A 15,387-nucleotide genomic window follows, 5' to 3' on the forward strand; every position below is an offset into this window, starting at 1 on the left:
TAAATACTCCAATGCCAAATAAAATTGGCATTGGTTACCCTCTTGAAAACTATACCTTTGCTTCTTGCTTCGTCGCTATAAAGGTTGCAATAAAAATAAGACTCGCACCAATAACTTGAATCAAAGTAAATCTTTCACTTAGCCATAAAAAAGCAAACAGAGCACCGAATATTGATTCACTGCCCATTAAGATCGACACTTTCGTTGGCGACATCTTCTTTACACTATAATTCTGAGCATAAAAAGCAAACACGGTACAAAATAAGACAAGATAGATCGCTAATAACCAAAAAGACAAATCAAGTGGTATCAAATTAACCCATTCAAAACCATGAATGGATAAAAGCAATACGATTGAAAAAATGGACACTACACTTGATTGAACACTTGTCACCATAATAGGGTCAACGTCTTTATCGACCATCACCTTTTTAGTAAACACAACCATTACACCTCTCAATAAGGCTGCCATTAACATTAAAATATCGCCCTTATTTATATTAATTTGATGAGTATTAATATTTGTTAATAAAAACACCCCAATAACAGAGATAATAGACAAAAATAATAACTTATTCGTCGGCTTGTTTTTATTCACCAACCATTCAATAAATGGCGTAAAAACAACAAATAAACTAATAAGAAAGGCGGCATTAGAAGCGGTCGTGTTTTTTATTCCGTAGGTTTCACAAACAAAGATCAAAAATAAAATAACCCCTGTTGGGATAACGGATTTCCAATGCGCTATATTTTTTCGATAAATAACAATTGGTAATAAAACAAGAGTTGTCATTACAAACCGAATGACTAAAAAAACGAATACACTAGTAAAAAATAACGCTTCTTTTGCCACCCCATAACTGGTTCCCCAAAAAAACGCGACAAGTAGTAGAATCACTGAAGGTAAATATTGATTAACTGGCAGCTCTCGCCCTCTTTCTATACGCCTTTCCATCGCTCTTCTCTTCTTCCCTGTGAGATAACATAAATCACATCCTTATTTGCACCAAGATACCGCAAGCTGATAAGTTAAATAATCCCTACATAAATCAAATCTTTTGTGACTCATGGACATAAATAAACTCGTCACCTTATTACCAGACATGGCCGCCTTTGTAACCGTGGTTGAATCAGAAAGCTTTAGTAAAGCAGCGCAAATTCTTGATATGACCCCATCAGGAGTAAGCCGCCAGGTTTCTCGTCTTGAAAAGGCTCTACAACTAACATTATTAGAAAGAACAACAAGAAAGCAGACATTAACTATAGCAGGACAAGAAACGTATAATTACTGCAAGAGCATCGTTGATAATGCTCAAGAAGTGGTTAATATTGCAGATAAAAGCAGTAATAACATAGAGGGGTTGTTAAGAGTATCGACACCAAAAGCATTTGGAAACCAAGTCTTACAACCTCTTTTCCTACAGTTTATTGAGCTATATCCAAACATAAAACTGAAAATAAAAGTGACCGATCAGTCTTGTGATCCCATTAATGATAATTTGGATTTGATATTTAATTTAACTAATCAACCACAAGAAAATTTGATAGCCAAGCCATTAACGAAGATTGACCTTGTACTTTGTGCAACACCTAAATACCTACAAATAAATGGCATACCTAAACACCCTTCGGAATTAGATAAACATCAATGCCTATCCCTTGGAGAGACGCAACACGATAACGAATGGGGGTTTAAACAAGGGTCCGAGTACTATCAAATCAAAGTTGATGGATGCTTTGTAGTTAATCATACTGAAATGCGATTAGATGCGGTAATGCACAATCTTGGGATCGGCATTTTTCCTAACTTCGTTGTTCAAGAAAAGCTAAAACAAGGGTTATTGGTCGAGGTTCTACCTCACTGGGAAGTGCAGGGGAATTATCATGGAAAGGTCATGATGCAGTTTCTAAGAAGTAAACATATGCCTAATCGCTTAAGAGTCTTTATTGATTTCATGGTCCAACAATTTGAAACTATCAACATAAAAAAAGAGAGCTAATTAATCAGCTCTCTCATATCATTCTACAATGTTAGAATAGCAAAAGTTACGGGCGGTAAACTTTTACATTCTTGTAGCCATTGTCTATCAACAGCAATGCTTGAAGACGACTCATTACGCCACGTTCACAGTATAAAAAGTATTCTTTAGATTGGTCTAAATCACCAAATTTAGTTGCAAGTTTAAAGAAAGGAATATGAGTAACTTCAATTCCTTCAACCTCGAATGGATTTGCATCTTCTTCTTCTGAAGAACGAATATCCAGAACAACCGCATCAGAGCCCAACTCAGATACCATCTCAACTTCAGGTGCTTGTTCTTGGCTCTCTTTTTCAATATCACGAATATCCATAACTCGCGCATTGTAAATTGCTTGCTCAAGTACAGAGAAATCAAACTTCGCTTCTTCTTTCTCTAACTTAGATTTTTCAGCTTTGATGGTTGGCTTTTTAGAAATAACACCACAGTATTCTGGCATTGTTTTAGCAAAATCTTCAGTACCAATTTGACGAGCTACATCAATGATGTCTTCTTTATCCCAGTTAATTAATGGACGAAGGATCAAGGTGTCAGTTACATTATCAATATGACGTAGATTAGTCAGTGTTTGACTAGATACTTGACCTAGAGCTTCACCTGTAACTAAACCTTCAATACCAAACTTCTCAGCAACCATACCACCTGCACGCATAAACATACGTTTAAGGATCACACCCATTTGACCGTCATCTACTTTCTCTAGGATCTCAGCAACAACAGGATCAAAATCAACAGAGATGAATTTTACTTTTGCTGATGAGCCGTATTTTTTCCATAAGAAATGAGAAACTTGCTTAACACCGATTTCGTGAGCTGGGCCACCTAGGTTAAAGAACAAGTAATGTACTTTTGAACCACGCTTGATGTGTAAATAGCTTGAAACACCAGAATCAAAACCACCAGAGATCAGGCTTAATACGTCTTCTTGCGTACCAAGAGGGAAACCACCAAGACCTTTATGACGAGCGATAACTAAGTTAAGTTTTTCATTTTCTACTTCAAACTTAACCGTCACTTCTGGGTTCTTTAATCGAACTTTTGCGGATTCAACCGCTTGATTTAAACCACCACCAACATAACGCTCTAATTCAATTGATGTAAATTCATGAGTACCACGGCGCTTTGCGCGAACACAGAAAGTCTTGCCTTCAATGATCTCACGATTCATCTCTAAACATTGCTCATAGATATCATGCATATCTGCAAATGCTGATTGCTTTACTTCTAATACATGATGAATACCTGGAGTATGAGTTAGCGCAGTCAGTGTCTGCTCTCGATACTCACCACTTAACCCGGTAATTTCAAGGTGATCACGGCGGTTAATAACCTCAACCCCTTTGGTTTCACGTTGAATAATACTACGAAGGTTTGATTCTAAAATACGAATAAAACGCTTGCGTACTGAATCACTTTTAACAAAAACTTCTGGGTGTGGCTTAACGATAAACTTCATATATAGGCTTCACTGATGTGGAATAACAATCAAAAGGTTAGACTAAATGGATTTAAGACCTAATCTAAGGCGCAAGATTATACCGAAAAAAAAGGAGAGTTGCTAATTCAACTCTCCTTTCATCATTTACTTAAACTATCTATTATTTCTGCGCACTTGGCACTTCATCACTCTCATGCGCTTTACCTTGCATGATACTGATCTCAACTCGACGGTTACGCGAACGTTCTGCAGCCGTTTTGTTTGGGCCTAATGGTTCTGTTGATGCCATACCTCGAACACGTAAGCGATCACTTTCAAAACCTTTAACTCGCTCCATCTCATGGGCAACTGACACAGCTCGCTGAGCTGATAAATCCCAATTAGAACGATATAATTCCGAATCTAATGGTTGGTTATCAGTATGACCAGACACTCGAATTACACCTGGAACGTCTTTTACTAATTCACCAATTTGGCGAATAAGAGGACGAAACTTAGGTTGTAAGAAAGCAGAGCCTGCAGGAAATGCTCCTTTCTCACGAATTCGAATCACAAGTTGTTGACCTAAATTCTCAACTTCTAGCGCACCATCATCAATTTCACGTTCTAACGCTTTTTTAATGGTTTCTTCTAATTCTTGTTGTGTCTGACTCTGGCTTTCTGATTCAGACTCGCTTTGCGAATTGGTCTGCGTTGACGTTGATGATGATTCACCACCTGTTTGTTTACCCGCATCTCTCTTCGTTCCACCAGCACGATCTGATTCACCATCATGAAAATCTAATGTTTTCTGAGGGATATCTATCGTTTGCTGCATGATAACTTCAATCGGAGTTGGCTCAGGGCGACCCGGTCGAAACTCTTGAGCAATAACACTAGTACCTTTAGGGATATCTTTTACTTCAAGCACGTTTTGAACACCAAATGCAAACTTCATAGAGCCTGCAATCTGTTTGAACTTCAATACATCCATTTCAGAGAAAGAAAGTAACAGTACGAAGAAACACATTAAGAGTGTTGCTAAGTCAGCAAATGTTGCCATCCATAAGGGGGCTCCTGGAGGACATTTGCAATCATCTTCTTCTTCCATCATTCGCTCCTAGTCTTATTCTTCGCCAGTATCAACAACACGTTTTTTCTCGTTTAAGTAGTTACGTAAGTAGCTATCAATAACACGAGGGTTCTGGCCATCTTGAATAGCTAAGATACCATCAAGAATCAAACGACGGTTTAATTTCTCTTGTTCTTTACGTAGTTCAAGTTTATGAGCAATAGGGAATGCAATCATATTTGAGATAACTGAACCATATAATGTGGTTAATAGTGCAACCGCCATCGCAGGACCAATCGATTTAGGATCATCCATATTTGAAAGCATACCAACAAGACCGATAAGAGTTCCTATCATACCCATCGCTGGCGATACATCACCAAAAGCACCAAACACACCAACACCACGTTCATGACGTTCATTAGTGAGTGCAATGTCTTTTTGTAATGTTGCTTTTACTACTTCAGCATCATGGCCATCTACGAGTAGATCAATACCTTTCTGCATAAAAGAGTTACTGATCTCTTTTTCTTCTAAAGCCAAAAATCCGCCTTTACGAGCAGCATCAGCCATTTCAACAATGGTCACAATTAAATCAACAGGTTCATCAGTCTTAAACATAAATGCTTTAGCTGCAATTTTCCCTGCGCCAAAAAATTGACCTATCGTAAATTTCATTAATACTACGAATGTTGAACCACCTACTACGATAAGAACCGAAGTAGTATCCATAAAAATGGCTAAGCCACCAGCCAGTACCATTGCCATAATAACAAATGCAAAACTACCAACTAAGCCTATTAACGTTGCTAAATCCACAGAGCGCTCCCCTATTTGCTGCTTGTGTTTACTTATAATATGCTAAGCAAAAATTAAGCCATAAATATCATCACTTTTTTGCCGCTCTCTTCTTATCGACCAAAGAGTTAGATGGTTTAACTTTATTTACTAAAAAAGATCACATCAATATATTATTGTTTAAAAAATAGCCCTTAATCATTAAATTTTACCTTTACGCATCACTTTCTCACCTGTTCAATTGACCCTTTACGCTCTCTGAGTTACCTTTCTTGGATCATTTTAAGAGTGAATCATTATGGCTGTAAAAAAACCGGAAAATTTATCATTTGAAGCGGCAATTGAAGAATTAGATTCTGTCGTCAATCAATTAGAAAGTGGCGATCTTCCTCTTGAAGACGCTTTAAAGAAATTTGAGCGTGGAATTGCTCTAGCTAGAGCTGGACAAGAAAAACTGACTCATGCAGAACAGCGTGTTGATATTCTTTTACAAGCTGATGATAACGCAGAATTAACGCCTTTTGATACCAATGATGACTGATTCACTTAAACAACAATTACCTATTTTCCAGCAGCGAAACATTGAACATTTACATCAATGGCTTAAAGAGATAGATATTCAACAGCAGCCGCTTACCGAAGCAATGAAATATGCATTGCTACTCGGGGGGAAGCGTGCACGCCCTTATCTTGTCTACATAACTGCAGATATGTTAGATGTTAGTGTCGAGAACACAGATGCCGCCGCGGCTGCAGTAGAATGCATCCATTCTTACTCTCTTATCCATGATGATTTACCAGCCATGGATAATGATGATTTACGTCGCGGTCATGCAACCTGTCATATTAAATTTGATGAAGCTACAGCTATCCTTGCTGGTGATGCATTGCAAACTTTGGCTTTTGATATTTTAGCGAATGGCAGCATTGCAGAAAACGCAGAGTTATCTCGTATTGATATGATCCGTGTATTATCAAAAGCATCTGGAGCTTCTGGTATGTGTATGGGACAGTCTCTTGACCTGCAAGCTGAAGGTCAACAAGTTGATCTAAAATCACTAGAACAAATTCATGCCCATAAAACCGGTGCATTAATTAAATGTGCAATTCAATTAGGTGCTTTATGTGCGGGAGAAAAAGGCAAAGCCATTCTTCCACAACTTGAAAAGTATGCAGATGCTGTTGGTCTAGCCTTTCAAGTTCAAGATGATATTTTAGATATCATTAGCGATACTGAAACTCTCGGTAAACCACAGGGTTCTGATCTAGAATTAGAAAAGAGTACCTACCCTGCATTATTGGGGCTTGAAGGCGCTAAGCATAAAGCTGCACAGTTATACCAAACAGCAATCGATGCATTAGATGGCATCCCTTATAATACGGATGCATTGCAAGCGTTCGCCCAATACGTCATTGAGCGTAAAAACTAAAACAGATAAGCGCTAATACTATGTCACTAGATATTTCAAAATACCCTATTCTGGCTTTAGCAAATACACCAGATGAACTACGTTCTTTACCAAAAGAAAGCCTACCGGCACTGTGTGATGAGCTTCGAACTTATCTTTTAAAATCAGTGAGTAAGTCAAGTGGACACCTAGCTTCAGGCCTTGGTGTCGTTGAACTTACGGTTGCTTTACATTACATTTACAATACGCCATTTGATAAATTAATTTGGGATGTAGGCCATCAAGCTTACCCTCATAAGATTCTAACTGGACGTCGAGACAAGCTTTCAACTATTCGTCAAAAAGATGGATTACACCCTTTTCCATGGCGTGATGAAAGTGAATATGACGTGTTATCTGTTGGTCATTCATCAACATCGATCAGTGCCGCTTTAGGTTTAGCGATCTGTGCTGAAAAAGAACAAGCTAACCGAAAAGTGGTTAGCGTTATCGGTGATGGTGCCATTACTGCGGGTATGGCGTTTGAAGCGCTAAACCATGCCGGTGATATTCATCCTGATATGTTAGTTGTCTTAAATGATAATGAGATGTCAATTTCAGAAAATGTGGGAGCACTAAACAACCAACTTGCTCGTGTATTATCAGGCAGTCTATACACCTCTATTCGTGAAGGCGGTAAAAAAGTACTTTCTGGTACCCCAACCATTAAAGAGTTACTTAAGCGAACAGAAGAACACTTAAAGGGCATGGTTGTTCCTGGCACTATGTTTGAAGAACTGGGTTTTAATTACATAGGTCCAGTTGATGGTCATGACGTGAACGAATTAGTTCGTACACTTAAAAATATGCGCAATCTAAAAGGGCCGCAGTTTTTACATATCATGACTAAAAAAGGAAAAGGCTACGAACCGGCAGAAAAAGATCCAATCAGCTACCACGGTGTACCTAAATTCGATCCAAATAATGACTCTTTACCAAAATCATCAGGTGGAAAACCAACATTCTCCAATGTTTTTGGTGATTTTCTTTGCGATATGGCAAAAGAAGATGACAAATTAATGGCGATTACTCCTGCGATGCGTGAAGGTTCTGGTATGGTAAGGTTTTCAAAAGAATTTCCAAACCAATACTTTGATGCAGCCATTGCTGAGCAGCATGCTGTAACTTTAGCAAGCGGAATGGCTATTGCTGGTTATAATCCTATCGTTGCTATCTACTCAACATTTTTACAACGCGGTTATGATCAACTGATCCATGATGTCGCTATCATGAATCTTCCTGTTATGTTTGCCATTGACCGTGCAGGTTTAGTTGGTGCCGATGGCCAAACACACCAAGGCGCATTTGATATCAGCTTTATGCGTTGCATTCCAAATATGGTGATCATGACGCCAAGTGATGAAAACGAGTGCCGTCAAATGCTCTACACTGGCCATAAACATACGGGTCCAAGTGCCGTTCGTTACCCAAGAGGTAGCGCCACTGGTATTGCTGTAGATAAAGATATGCAACCATTAGAAATTGGTAAAGGTCGCTTGGTTCGTGAAACAAAAATTACAGAAAAAGGTGAACGTGTTGCCATTCTAAACTTCGGGACTTTCTTAGCAAGTAGCTTAGAAGCCGCTGAAAAACTAGATGCAACCGTTGCTGACATGCGCTTTGCCAAGCCTCTCGATGAAGCTCTTTTATGTGAGTTAGTCACAAGTCATGATGTATTAGTTACCATTGAAGAGAATGCTATTTCAGGTGGTGCTGGTTCAGGAGTGATTGAATTCTTGATGAAGAATCGCTTAATTAAACCAGTTCTACAATTAGGGTTACCTGATGAGTTTATTGCTCAAGGTACACAAGAAGAAATGCACATCGAACTTGGATTAGACTCGCAAGGTATTGAAAAACAGATCAGAGACTATCTGGATCTTTAAACACTTCCTATCTAATTTTCAGTGAGACATAAAAAATGCCACAACTCTGTGGCATTTTTTGTATGTAATGGTTATGACATTTAATCTAATTTTGGTGCATCGAAATTAGCTGGCTCATCGGTGTAAATACACACATTCCATTTCTCAACTAAGCCATCTTCTGCAATGCATTGTTGCTCAAAAAACTGCTTAATCTCTTCACGTTGGCAATGTGCTTCAAATGCAGCGTTATCAGCCCAAACTTCATTAAATGCAATAGGAAAGCTTGCACCTTCTGCAAAAGGACTTTGTAACTGACGAGTCACGGTATATTGCAAACAACCATCTTCGCGCATTGTATTTGGTTCTAGATTTTGCAATACCGTAAATAATGCATCCAATTTACCTTCTTTTGGTAAAAATTGTGCAATACAATATACTTTCTTAGACATTTGAGATCCCTTGTAATAATTGACTAACATCCATTTATCTTTCATTATCAAACACACTATTTCAAACTAAATTGAGCCTTTTAATGAAATCAGACGTAGATAAAATGCTAAATAAACACCAACAACTTACGCACAGTGTTGATGTAAAAGTGACGTCCCACACCCAACGTGACGTTGGTGATTGGATACAGCATACCATTATGATCGAAAACTGTAATGTTCCATTTAAGTTTAATAGAACAAAAGCTTACCAATCTCTCAAAGGAGCAAAAGTAAATTTAACTTACTATCCTTTTAATGAAAAAATTGCAGGCTTTGATATAGAGGTAATGAAAGTTGTTAGGATTAAACGCAGTTAAATAAACTCTTGATAAAATAACTATCGACTTAGAATCTGCGAGTTATAAAATACAAGAGCATCTAAAATTGATTTTTCTTTAATTGGCTTACTGATAATATAATTAGCACCTGCAGATAAAAAATCTTCACTCGCTTCTTTTAACACATCCGCTGTATAGGCATAAATAGGAGTTGTGATATTCAGTTCATTTCTTATATACCTTGTCGCTTCAATACCACTCATTTTAGGCATTTGATTATCCATTAAAATCAAATCAAATGATTGTTCTAGTAACCGTTCAATTCCATCCTGAGCAGACTCTTTCCATTCAACATTTAAGCCATACTTTTGACAATAAGCTTTTGCTATATAAGCATTAGATTTATTATCTTCCACTAACAATATATTAAGCCCTGTTGGTAACTGTAGAGAATTATTAAAGGTTTTCTCATTCGCTTCTTTTGCACTTTCATCTAAAATAGAAATAGGGATCTCGATATAAAATATTGAACCCTTCCCTAGTTCACTATCAACCTCGATCTTCCCCTGAAGTAATTCCAGTAACTGATTTACAATAGCTAAACCTAAACCACTTCCACCAACTTTTCTTATATTCGTTGATTCAAGTTGAATAAAAGGTTCAAACATACGAGATTGCTCTTCAATGCTAATCCCTATTCCACTGTCTTTAATCTCACAAAATAACAGTACTTGAGAATTGTATATTTTAAGAGAGATAGTTAACTCTACTTCTCCTTTCTCTGTAAATTTGACAGCATTACTTAAAAGGTTAAAAAGAATTTGAGTTAATCGGACCTGATCTGAATAAACAAGAGCATCTTGGCTAACTTTATTTATTAGTTTGAAGGTAATGCCTTTAGCATCGCATAATGGTATATAGATAGCATTAATCGTATCTAAAACATCGCTTAAAACAAACTGCTCACAATTTATATTCAGTTTATCTTGCTCTATTTGAGAAAAATCTAAAACATCATTTAATACCGCAAGAAGATGCTCTCCACCTTGATGTAAAATATTAACCTGTTTCTCTTGTTCATTACTTAAGTTACTCTGCCTTAAGAGCGCTGATATACCTAAAATGCCATTTAGTGGTGTACGTATTTCATGACTCATTTTAGCTAAAAAATCAGATTTCACTTGGGTAGATTTTTCAGCCGCAGCTTGAGCTTTATAGCTCTCCTCTTTTGCTTCTATTAATTCAACAAAAGTTTGTTCTAGCTTTGTGCCTATGTAATCAAACTCTAAAATACCGCTTCCTGAGTAATGCATCTCAGCGCCTTTTTTAGATACATTGTCGGTATATTTTAATAAAGAGTTTAAGGCTAGTAATATTTTATGCTCAAAAAGCCCTCTAACCAACATAGCAAAGGCAATCAATACAAAGAAAGAGAGGATCACGCTATAAATAAATTGCATCTCCAAATGCTCAATATTATCTCTATTATTTAAAGATAATATTGATAGATCCCCATTTAAAGACTTAACATTCAAATCAGTAAAGTTTATTATTTTACTCGGGATTTCGTTAATAGGAAATTGAAGAAGGCCCTCAACTTCTTTATATTCTTCTGAATTTTTTCTCATACTAGAGGCTATAATATTATTATTATTAATAATAGCGACATCTGCACTATTACTGATGTTTTTTAAACTATATACAAATGATACATTATTATTTAAGATTGCTGCATTATATAGATAGCCTCTTATTTCTCCAGTTAAGGACATTACGATTGGTGTTTTTCTTATTAAAACATGAGCTTGTGGAGCCCCTTTTTCTAACATCATATAATACCAAGTATTAATATGAATATTTTTATTAATAATATCTTGAAGGGAATTCTCTTTTAGCCCTAAAAATAAATTATTACCGTCAACCCAATATAGTTTATTTTCCGTTTCTATAAATCGAAAATCTGGTGAATTGTACGGGGACTTAGCTTCGATACTTGAGAAATATCGCTCTAGATCCTGAATTCTATCTCTAGTTTTCGAGTCTTTAAGCCCCAAACTTCCTGCATCTGTATCTTGTCTAATCTGTAAGATAGATAAGCGATGATTTAAATAATTAGTAATTAAACTCGATGTCTTTTGTAAATTACGTTTAACTTCTTCATTAATCGTATTCACACTTAACTGGTAGGTATGGATAGTAATACCTACCGTTAAAATAGAAAATATAATAAAAATAGCTCGAAAGATTAAGTCTGCTAACGATGCTTTTTTCAAAACATTTTTACTAGTCATTCTTTATTTCCATACCAGAATAACGAAAAGCTCTCTCTTTCAGTGCCTGAATGTCTTTTGCTGAGGTTTCTGAAGTTACCATTTCAAAATCTCCTGAAAATACCGTTGGTACTGATTTCCCTTCAATATCTCGCTTAATAGCTTCAGCCATTGCAATGCCCGTATCGTCATTCATTCTCATAACTGTCGCATCTAATTGGCCATTTTCAATCGCAGCAAGCTCTAGAGAACCGCCCCCCCAACCATTAATCACAGGCTGAACTTCTGGATACTCATTCAATGCAGCAATTGCACCAAGGGCTATATCTGTCGATGAAGCGTAGATAAAATCAACATTCGAGTTATCTTGTAAAATACTTTTTGTGGCAGAACGAGCACTCTCTTCCGTGGCTTCTGTATAAAATGAGGAAGTTAATGTGTATTTTTGATTATCTAATGATTGAACAAAAACATCCCCTCTAGCAGTGCTTAAATAGCCATAAGAGTAATACAACATTCCATATTTCGCACCATCCGGAAAACGATGTTGGAAATATTTAGATAACAATTTAGTTCCAATAACATGATCAAAACCGACGTATAATAACGGTTGATTATCCTGCCATGCTTTTACTGGAGTAGTAATATTTTGTAAGATTATTTGAGTTTCAGGCGTCTGAATCACATGCTCAATAAATTTACGATGACGAGTTGTATTAAGAGTAAAAATTAAATAATCCGCTTTGTTCTCAATTGCTTGATACAAAGAACGGCTCTGTTCTTTAAAATCGATATTTAAGCGAGTTGAAACTGGTGTTAGCTCATAATTTATATTTAAAGCTTTTAAACGTGACTCAAATGCGATTAAATTTCGAGTCCAATAATCAGAAGCCTGCTCACCAGGATAAATAAATGAGATTTTAACTGGCTTATCTTGCTTAAGAGACAATGGAACAGGATCGTTTTTTACGATACCCTGAAGAATATTAGTTAACTGATTTTCTTCAGGATACTTGTTAAGGTATTCATCATAGCCCCAATACCCAACTAATACAGGATCCGAAAATGCGACTTTTGAGTAACCTAAAAAAGTCAAGATGATGAAAAACAAAGAGCAAAACTTTACTCTAACTTTATACATTTTATTATAACCAACCAGAATATTTTCCAACTGCCCAAAGGCTAATTAGAGCCATAAATCCAGCGACAATATCATCAAGCATAATGCCAAAGCCGCCATGAACTTTGTTATCTAGCCATCCAATTGGCCAAGGTTTTACCATGTCGAAAAATCGAAATAAGATAAACCCTGTAAGTAACCATTTCCAATCAGTTACTGATAAGTTTAAATAAGGAACAATACTCATTGTAATCCACAATCCAACGAACTCATCCCAAACAATAGACCCATGATCATGTACCTTCATATCAGAAGAGGTAATATCACAGATCTTAATTCCCACTAACGCCGAGATAACAACAGCGATAAAAAATAGGTAAAAAGGTAATTGTGCAAGCAACAAATAGAGTGGTATTGCTGCTAATGTCCCCACGGTTCCAGGAATAACTGGCGCTAAACCACTACCAAATCCGGTTGCTAGTAGATGCCACGGATTTTTTAAGCTAATTAATGCTAAAGGGTTTGTCATATCTCACTCCTGAAATGATCGTATCCACATAATTGCCAATCCAACATAATATTATTTACCATTAATTGTACGCTAGACTGTAAATTAGTAAATGGCTTATCTACAACTTTTCCAATTATACTAACGTTTTGATTTAAAAGAATAGTTATTTGTTTGATTGCTTCTCTATTCTCTTTAGGAGCAGTGAAACAAAGTTCATACTCTTCACCGCTCGTTAGTGCTGTTTTCTGACATTGCTCTCTATTACCAGAATAATATTTCATCAACTCATCAGAAATGGGTAATTTACTCACATCTATACACGCATTCATATCTGATTGTTTTAAGATATGACCTAAATCTGAAATTAGACCATCAGATATATCAAGAGCAGAATGACATAAAGGACGTAAACGTTGAGCTAATTCAACTTTTGGGGTTGAGTAATAATGTCTGCGCTCTAACTCTATTTCAAGATCTGTTTTTATCTGCTTAGATGTATTTAATAACACTTCAAGACCAGCAGCACTGTCACCTAAAAGACCAGTAACATAGATATCATCCCCTGCTTGTGCTCCTTTACGAGTTAACGCTTCTCCTTTTGGTATAATACCCTGCACCGTTATTGTAATACTCAACGGGCCTTTTGTTGTATCACCACCAATAAGTTGAACATGATGTTGTTTAGCTAAACCAAAGAAACCTTTGCAAAAACCATTAAGCCACTCTTCATCAGGTTTTGGTAGCGTTAATGCGAGAGAAACCCACGTCGGCTTAGCCCCCATAGCAGCTATATCACTAAGATTCGATGCTAGAGCTTTGTAACCGACACTCACAGGGTTCGCTGTCGCTAAAAAGTGAGTTCCGGCGGCTAAAGTGTCTGTTGTAATGGCAACTTGGTGGTTTTCAGGAACTGTCACTAGTGCACAATCGTCACCAATACCAAGATCTACATCTTCTCTTGTAAGGTTTCCATGTACAAAAAACTTATCAATTAAATTAAATTCACTACTCATAGTATATAAAATGCTGTTTTTTAGTTATAAAAAAGGCCAGCGATTAGGCTGACCTTTACTATTAATTAGTATGCTAAATCCAAATTACTTTTTACGTAATGTTGGAGCCGCTTTATCTAATACACCATTTACAAATTTGTGGCTATCTTCTGCTGCGAATACTTTTGCAAGTTCAATCGCTTCATTAATAACTACTTTGTAAGGTACATCGTCACGATTCATCATTTCATAGATAGACATACGTAATAACGCAAGTTCCATCTGATCAAGGTCTTGAAGTGGACGAGATAAGTATGGACGCATTTTACCGTCTAACTTAATGTGGTTAAGAGCAACACCAGAGAAAAGATCGCGGAAGTACGCTACATCTGTATCTGGAGCTTGTAGTTTAGGCTCTTTTGCATGATGCTCTTCTTCATCATACTTATCTGCGGTTAAAAACTGTTCTTCAATAGCAGCAACATTTTCTTTGCTTATTTGCCATGAATAAATTGCTTGAAGCGCAAATTGACGTGCATTACGACGTGCGGCTGGTTTCACACTAACTCCCATTAGGATTCTATTTGAGACAGAACATTAATCATTTCGAGTGCGCTTAGTGCAGCCTCCGCCCCTTTATTACCAGCCTTGGTACCTGCGCGCTCGATTGCTTGATCGATTGTATCAACAGTCAAGACACCAAATGCCACTGGAATACTAAATTCCAAAGATACTTGCGCTAGACCCTTATTGCATTCACTACATACGTATTCAAAATGTGGTGTACCACCACGGATAACAGAACCCAATGAAACAATCGCATCATATTTTGCTGTTTTAGCTACTCGTTGAGCAACTAATGGTAATTCTACAGCGCCAGGGCAGCGAACAACAGTGATGTTTTCTTCAGATACTTGACCAAAACGCGTTAAAGTATCGATAGCGCCAGAAAGTAAACTTTCATTAATAAAGCTATTAAAGCGAGAAATGACAATTGCAATTTTCGCATTAGGAGCAGCAACGCCGCCTTCAATTACGTTCATAAGCCTTCCTGTATCTATATTATTCCAATTAAACTGGGTA

The 15,387-nt window shown here is 36.9% G+C and carries 16 protein-coding genes; 5 read left to right on the top strand and 11 right to left on the bottom strand.

Translation table 11 applies throughout. The features are described 5' to 3' along the window. Window positions 1-49 precede the first annotated feature (49 nt). Window positions 50-955 carry a DMT family transporter gene (locus ACU5DF_RS14980; protein ID WP_446713420.1) on the bottom strand — a complete coding sequence of 302 codons (906 nt, stop codon included), beginning with the start codon at window positions 953-955 and terminating at the stop codon, window positions 50-52. Window positions 956-1,067: 112 nt separating this feature from the next. On the opposite strand from ACU5DF_RS14980, the gene ACU5DF_RS14985 reads away from it, so the two are divergent. Further along, window positions 1,068-2,000, top strand: coding sequence for a LysR family transcriptional regulator (locus tag ACU5DF_RS14985; protein WP_446713421.1), 933 nt, complete (start codon window positions 1,068-1,070; stop codon window positions 1,998-2,000). 46 nt (window positions 2,001-2,046) lie between these two features. On the opposite strand, the gene thiI is transcribed toward ACU5DF_RS14985, so the two are convergent. From thiI to pomA, 3 genes are all read right to left on the bottom strand, one after another. After that, complete coding sequence (thiI, locus tag ACU5DF_RS14990) at window positions 2,047-3,495, bottom strand: tRNA uracil 4-sulfurtransferase ThiI (RefSeq protein WP_045101464.1); 1,449 nt, start codon at window positions 3,493-3,495, stop codon at window positions 2,047-2,049. 142 nt (window positions 3,496-3,637) lie between these two features. Beyond that, on the bottom strand, window positions 3,638-4,567 hold the full coding sequence (locus ACU5DF_RS14995; protein WP_045101463.1) for a flagellar motor protein MotB: 930 nt from the start codon (window positions 4,565-4,567) through the stop codon (window positions 3,638-3,640). Between the two features lie 15 nt (window positions 4,568-4,582). Continuing rightward, the gene (gene pomA, locus ACU5DF_RS15000) at window positions 4,583-5,347 is read right to left on the bottom strand and encodes a flagellar motor protein PomA (protein ID WP_045101462.1); all 765 of its coding nucleotides are present in this window, start codon (window positions 5,345-5,347) and stop codon (window positions 4,583-4,585) included. Window positions 5,348-5,624: 277 nt separating this feature from the next. Between pomA and xseB the strand changes: the two genes are divergently transcribed. The 3 genes from xseB to dxs are packed head-to-tail and all read left to right on the top strand — an operon-like array spanning window position 5,625 to window position 8,660. Beyond that, window positions 5,625-5,867: an exodeoxyribonuclease VII small subunit gene (gene xseB, locus ACU5DF_RS15005; RefSeq protein WP_045101461.1), complete on the top strand. Its 243-nt coding sequence runs from the start codon at window positions 5,625-5,627 to the stop codon at window positions 5,865-5,867. Then, window positions 5,860-6,756, top strand: a complete 897-nt coding sequence (ispA, locus tag ACU5DF_RS15010; protein WP_045101460.1) for a (2E,6E)-farnesyl diphosphate synthase — start codon at window positions 5,860-5,862, stop codon at window positions 6,754-6,756. The genes xseB and ispA overlap by 8 nt, the downstream gene beginning before the upstream one ends. 20 nt (window positions 6,757-6,776) lie before the next feature. After that, entirely contained in the window at window positions 6,777-8,660 is a 1,884-nt protein-coding gene (gene dxs / locus ACU5DF_RS15015; RefSeq protein WP_446713422.1) for a 1-deoxy-D-xylulose-5-phosphate synthase, read from the top strand. Window positions 8,661-8,740: 80 nt separating this feature from the next. Here the strand turns inward: dxs and ACU5DF_RS15020 are convergent, their stop codons facing one another. Next, on the bottom strand, window positions 8,741-9,091 hold the full coding sequence (locus ACU5DF_RS15020; RefSeq protein WP_446713423.1) for a putative quinol monooxygenase: 351 nt from the start codon (window positions 9,089-9,091) through the stop codon (window positions 8,741-8,743). An 83-nt stretch (window positions 9,092-9,174) separates the two neighbouring features. Between ACU5DF_RS15020 and ACU5DF_RS15025 the strand changes: the two genes are divergently transcribed. Further along, a complete protein-coding gene (locus ACU5DF_RS15025; RefSeq protein WP_446713424.1) occupies window positions 9,175-9,450 on the top strand; it encodes a hypothetical protein in 276 nt (91 codons plus the stop codon). 20 nt (window positions 9,451-9,470) lie between these two features. Here ACU5DF_RS15025 and ACU5DF_RS15030 read toward each other — a convergent pair whose 3' ends face one another. The 6 genes from ACU5DF_RS15030 to ribH form a co-directional block, all read right to left on the bottom strand. Continuing rightward, on the bottom strand, window positions 9,471-11,702 hold the full coding sequence (locus ACU5DF_RS15030) for a LuxQ periplasmic sensor domain-containing protein (RefSeq protein WP_446713425.1): 2,232 nt from the start codon (window positions 11,700-11,702) through the stop codon (window positions 9,471-9,473). Then, the gene (locus ACU5DF_RS15035; RefSeq protein WP_446713426.1) at window positions 11,695-12,822 is read right to left on the bottom strand and encodes a substrate-binding domain-containing protein; all 1,128 of its coding nucleotides are present in this window, start codon (window positions 12,820-12,822) and stop codon (window positions 11,695-11,697) included. Before ACU5DF_RS15035 ends, ACU5DF_RS15030 begins: the two co-directional genes overlap by 8 nt. A 4-nt stretch (window positions 12,823-12,826) precedes the next feature. After that, window positions 12,827-13,330, bottom strand: a complete 504-nt coding sequence (gene pgpA, locus ACU5DF_RS15040) for a phosphatidylglycerophosphatase A (RefSeq protein WP_045101454.1) — start codon at window positions 13,328-13,330, stop codon at window positions 12,827-12,829. Continuing rightward, a complete protein-coding gene (thiL, locus tag ACU5DF_RS15045) occupies window positions 13,327-14,325 on the bottom strand; it encodes a thiamine-phosphate kinase (protein WP_446713427.1) in 999 nt (332 codons plus the stop codon). Before thiL ends, pgpA begins: the two co-directional genes overlap by 4 nt. A gap of 84 nt (window positions 14,326-14,409) precedes the next feature. Then, on the bottom strand, window positions 14,410-14,877 hold the full coding sequence (gene nusB / locus ACU5DF_RS15050) for a transcription antitermination factor NusB (protein ID WP_045101452.1): 468 nt from the start codon (window positions 14,875-14,877) through the stop codon (window positions 14,410-14,412). Continuing rightward, window positions 14,877-15,347, bottom strand: a complete 471-nt coding sequence (gene ribH / locus ACU5DF_RS15055; RefSeq protein WP_045101451.1) for a 6,7-dimethyl-8-ribityllumazine synthase — start codon at window positions 15,345-15,347, stop codon at window positions 14,877-14,879. Before ribH ends, nusB begins: the two co-directional genes overlap by 1 nt. Window positions 15,348-15,387 lie beyond the last annotated feature (40 nt).

The organism is Aliivibrio wodanis (assembly GCF_052920805.1).

What these genes read in the sequence shown, in the direction of transcription:
- ACU5DF_RS14980 (WP_446713420.1), bottom strand. Translation starts at nt 955, where the DNA reads ATGGAAAGGCGTATAGAAAGAGGGCGAGAGCTGCCAGTTAATCAATAT.
- ACU5DF_RS14985 (WP_446713421.1), top strand. Translation starts at nt 1,068, where the DNA reads ATGGACATAAATAAACTCGTCACCTTATTACCAGACATGGCCGCCTTT.
- thiI (WP_045101464.1), bottom strand. Translation starts at nt 3,495, where the DNA reads ATGAAGTTTATCGTTAAGCCACACCCAGAAGTTTTTGTTAAAAGTGAT.
- ACU5DF_RS14995 (WP_045101463.1), bottom strand. Translation starts at nt 4,567, where the DNA reads ATGGAAGAAGAAGATGATTGCAAATGTCCTCCAGGAGCCCCCTTATGG.
- xseB (WP_045101461.1), top strand. Translation starts at nt 5,625, where the DNA reads ATGGCTGTAAAAAAACCGGAAAATTTATCATTTGAAGCGGCAATTGAA.
- ispA (WP_045101460.1), top strand. Translation starts at nt 5,860, where the DNA reads ATGACTGATTCACTTAAACAACAATTACCTATTTTCCAGCAGCGAAAC.
- dxs (WP_446713422.1), top strand. Translation starts at nt 6,777, where the DNA reads ATGTCACTAGATATTTCAAAATACCCTATTCTGGCTTTAGCAAATACA.
- ACU5DF_RS15020 (WP_446713423.1), bottom strand. Translation starts at nt 9,091, where the DNA reads ATGTCTAAGAAAGTATATTGTATTGCACAATTTTTACCAAAAGAAGGT.
- ACU5DF_RS15025 (WP_446713424.1), top strand. Translation starts at nt 9,175, where the DNA reads ATGAAATCAGACGTAGATAAAATGCTAAATAAACACCAACAACTTACG.
- ACU5DF_RS15030 (WP_446713425.1), bottom strand. Translation starts at nt 11,702, where the DNA reads ATGACTAGTAAAAATGTTTTGAAAAAAGCATCGTTAGCAGACTTAATC.
- ACU5DF_RS15035 (WP_446713426.1), bottom strand. Translation starts at nt 12,822, where the DNA reads ATGTATAAAGTTAGAGTAAAGTTTTGCTCTTTGTTTTTCATCATCTTG.
- pgpA (WP_045101454.1), bottom strand. Translation starts at nt 13,330, where the DNA reads ATGACAAACCCTTTAGCATTAATTAGCTTAAAAAATCCGTGGCATCTA.
- thiL (WP_446713427.1), bottom strand. Translation starts at nt 14,325, where the DNA reads ATGAGTAGTGAATTTAATTTAATTGATAAGTTTTTTGTACATGGAAAC.
- nusB (WP_045101452.1), bottom strand. Translation starts at nt 14,877, where the DNA reads ATGGGAGTTAGTGTGAAACCAGCCGCACGTCGTAATGCACGTCAATTT.
- ribH (WP_045101451.1), bottom strand. Translation starts at nt 15,347, where the DNA reads ATGAACGTAATTGAAGGCGGCGTTGCTGCTCCTAATGCGAAAATTGCA.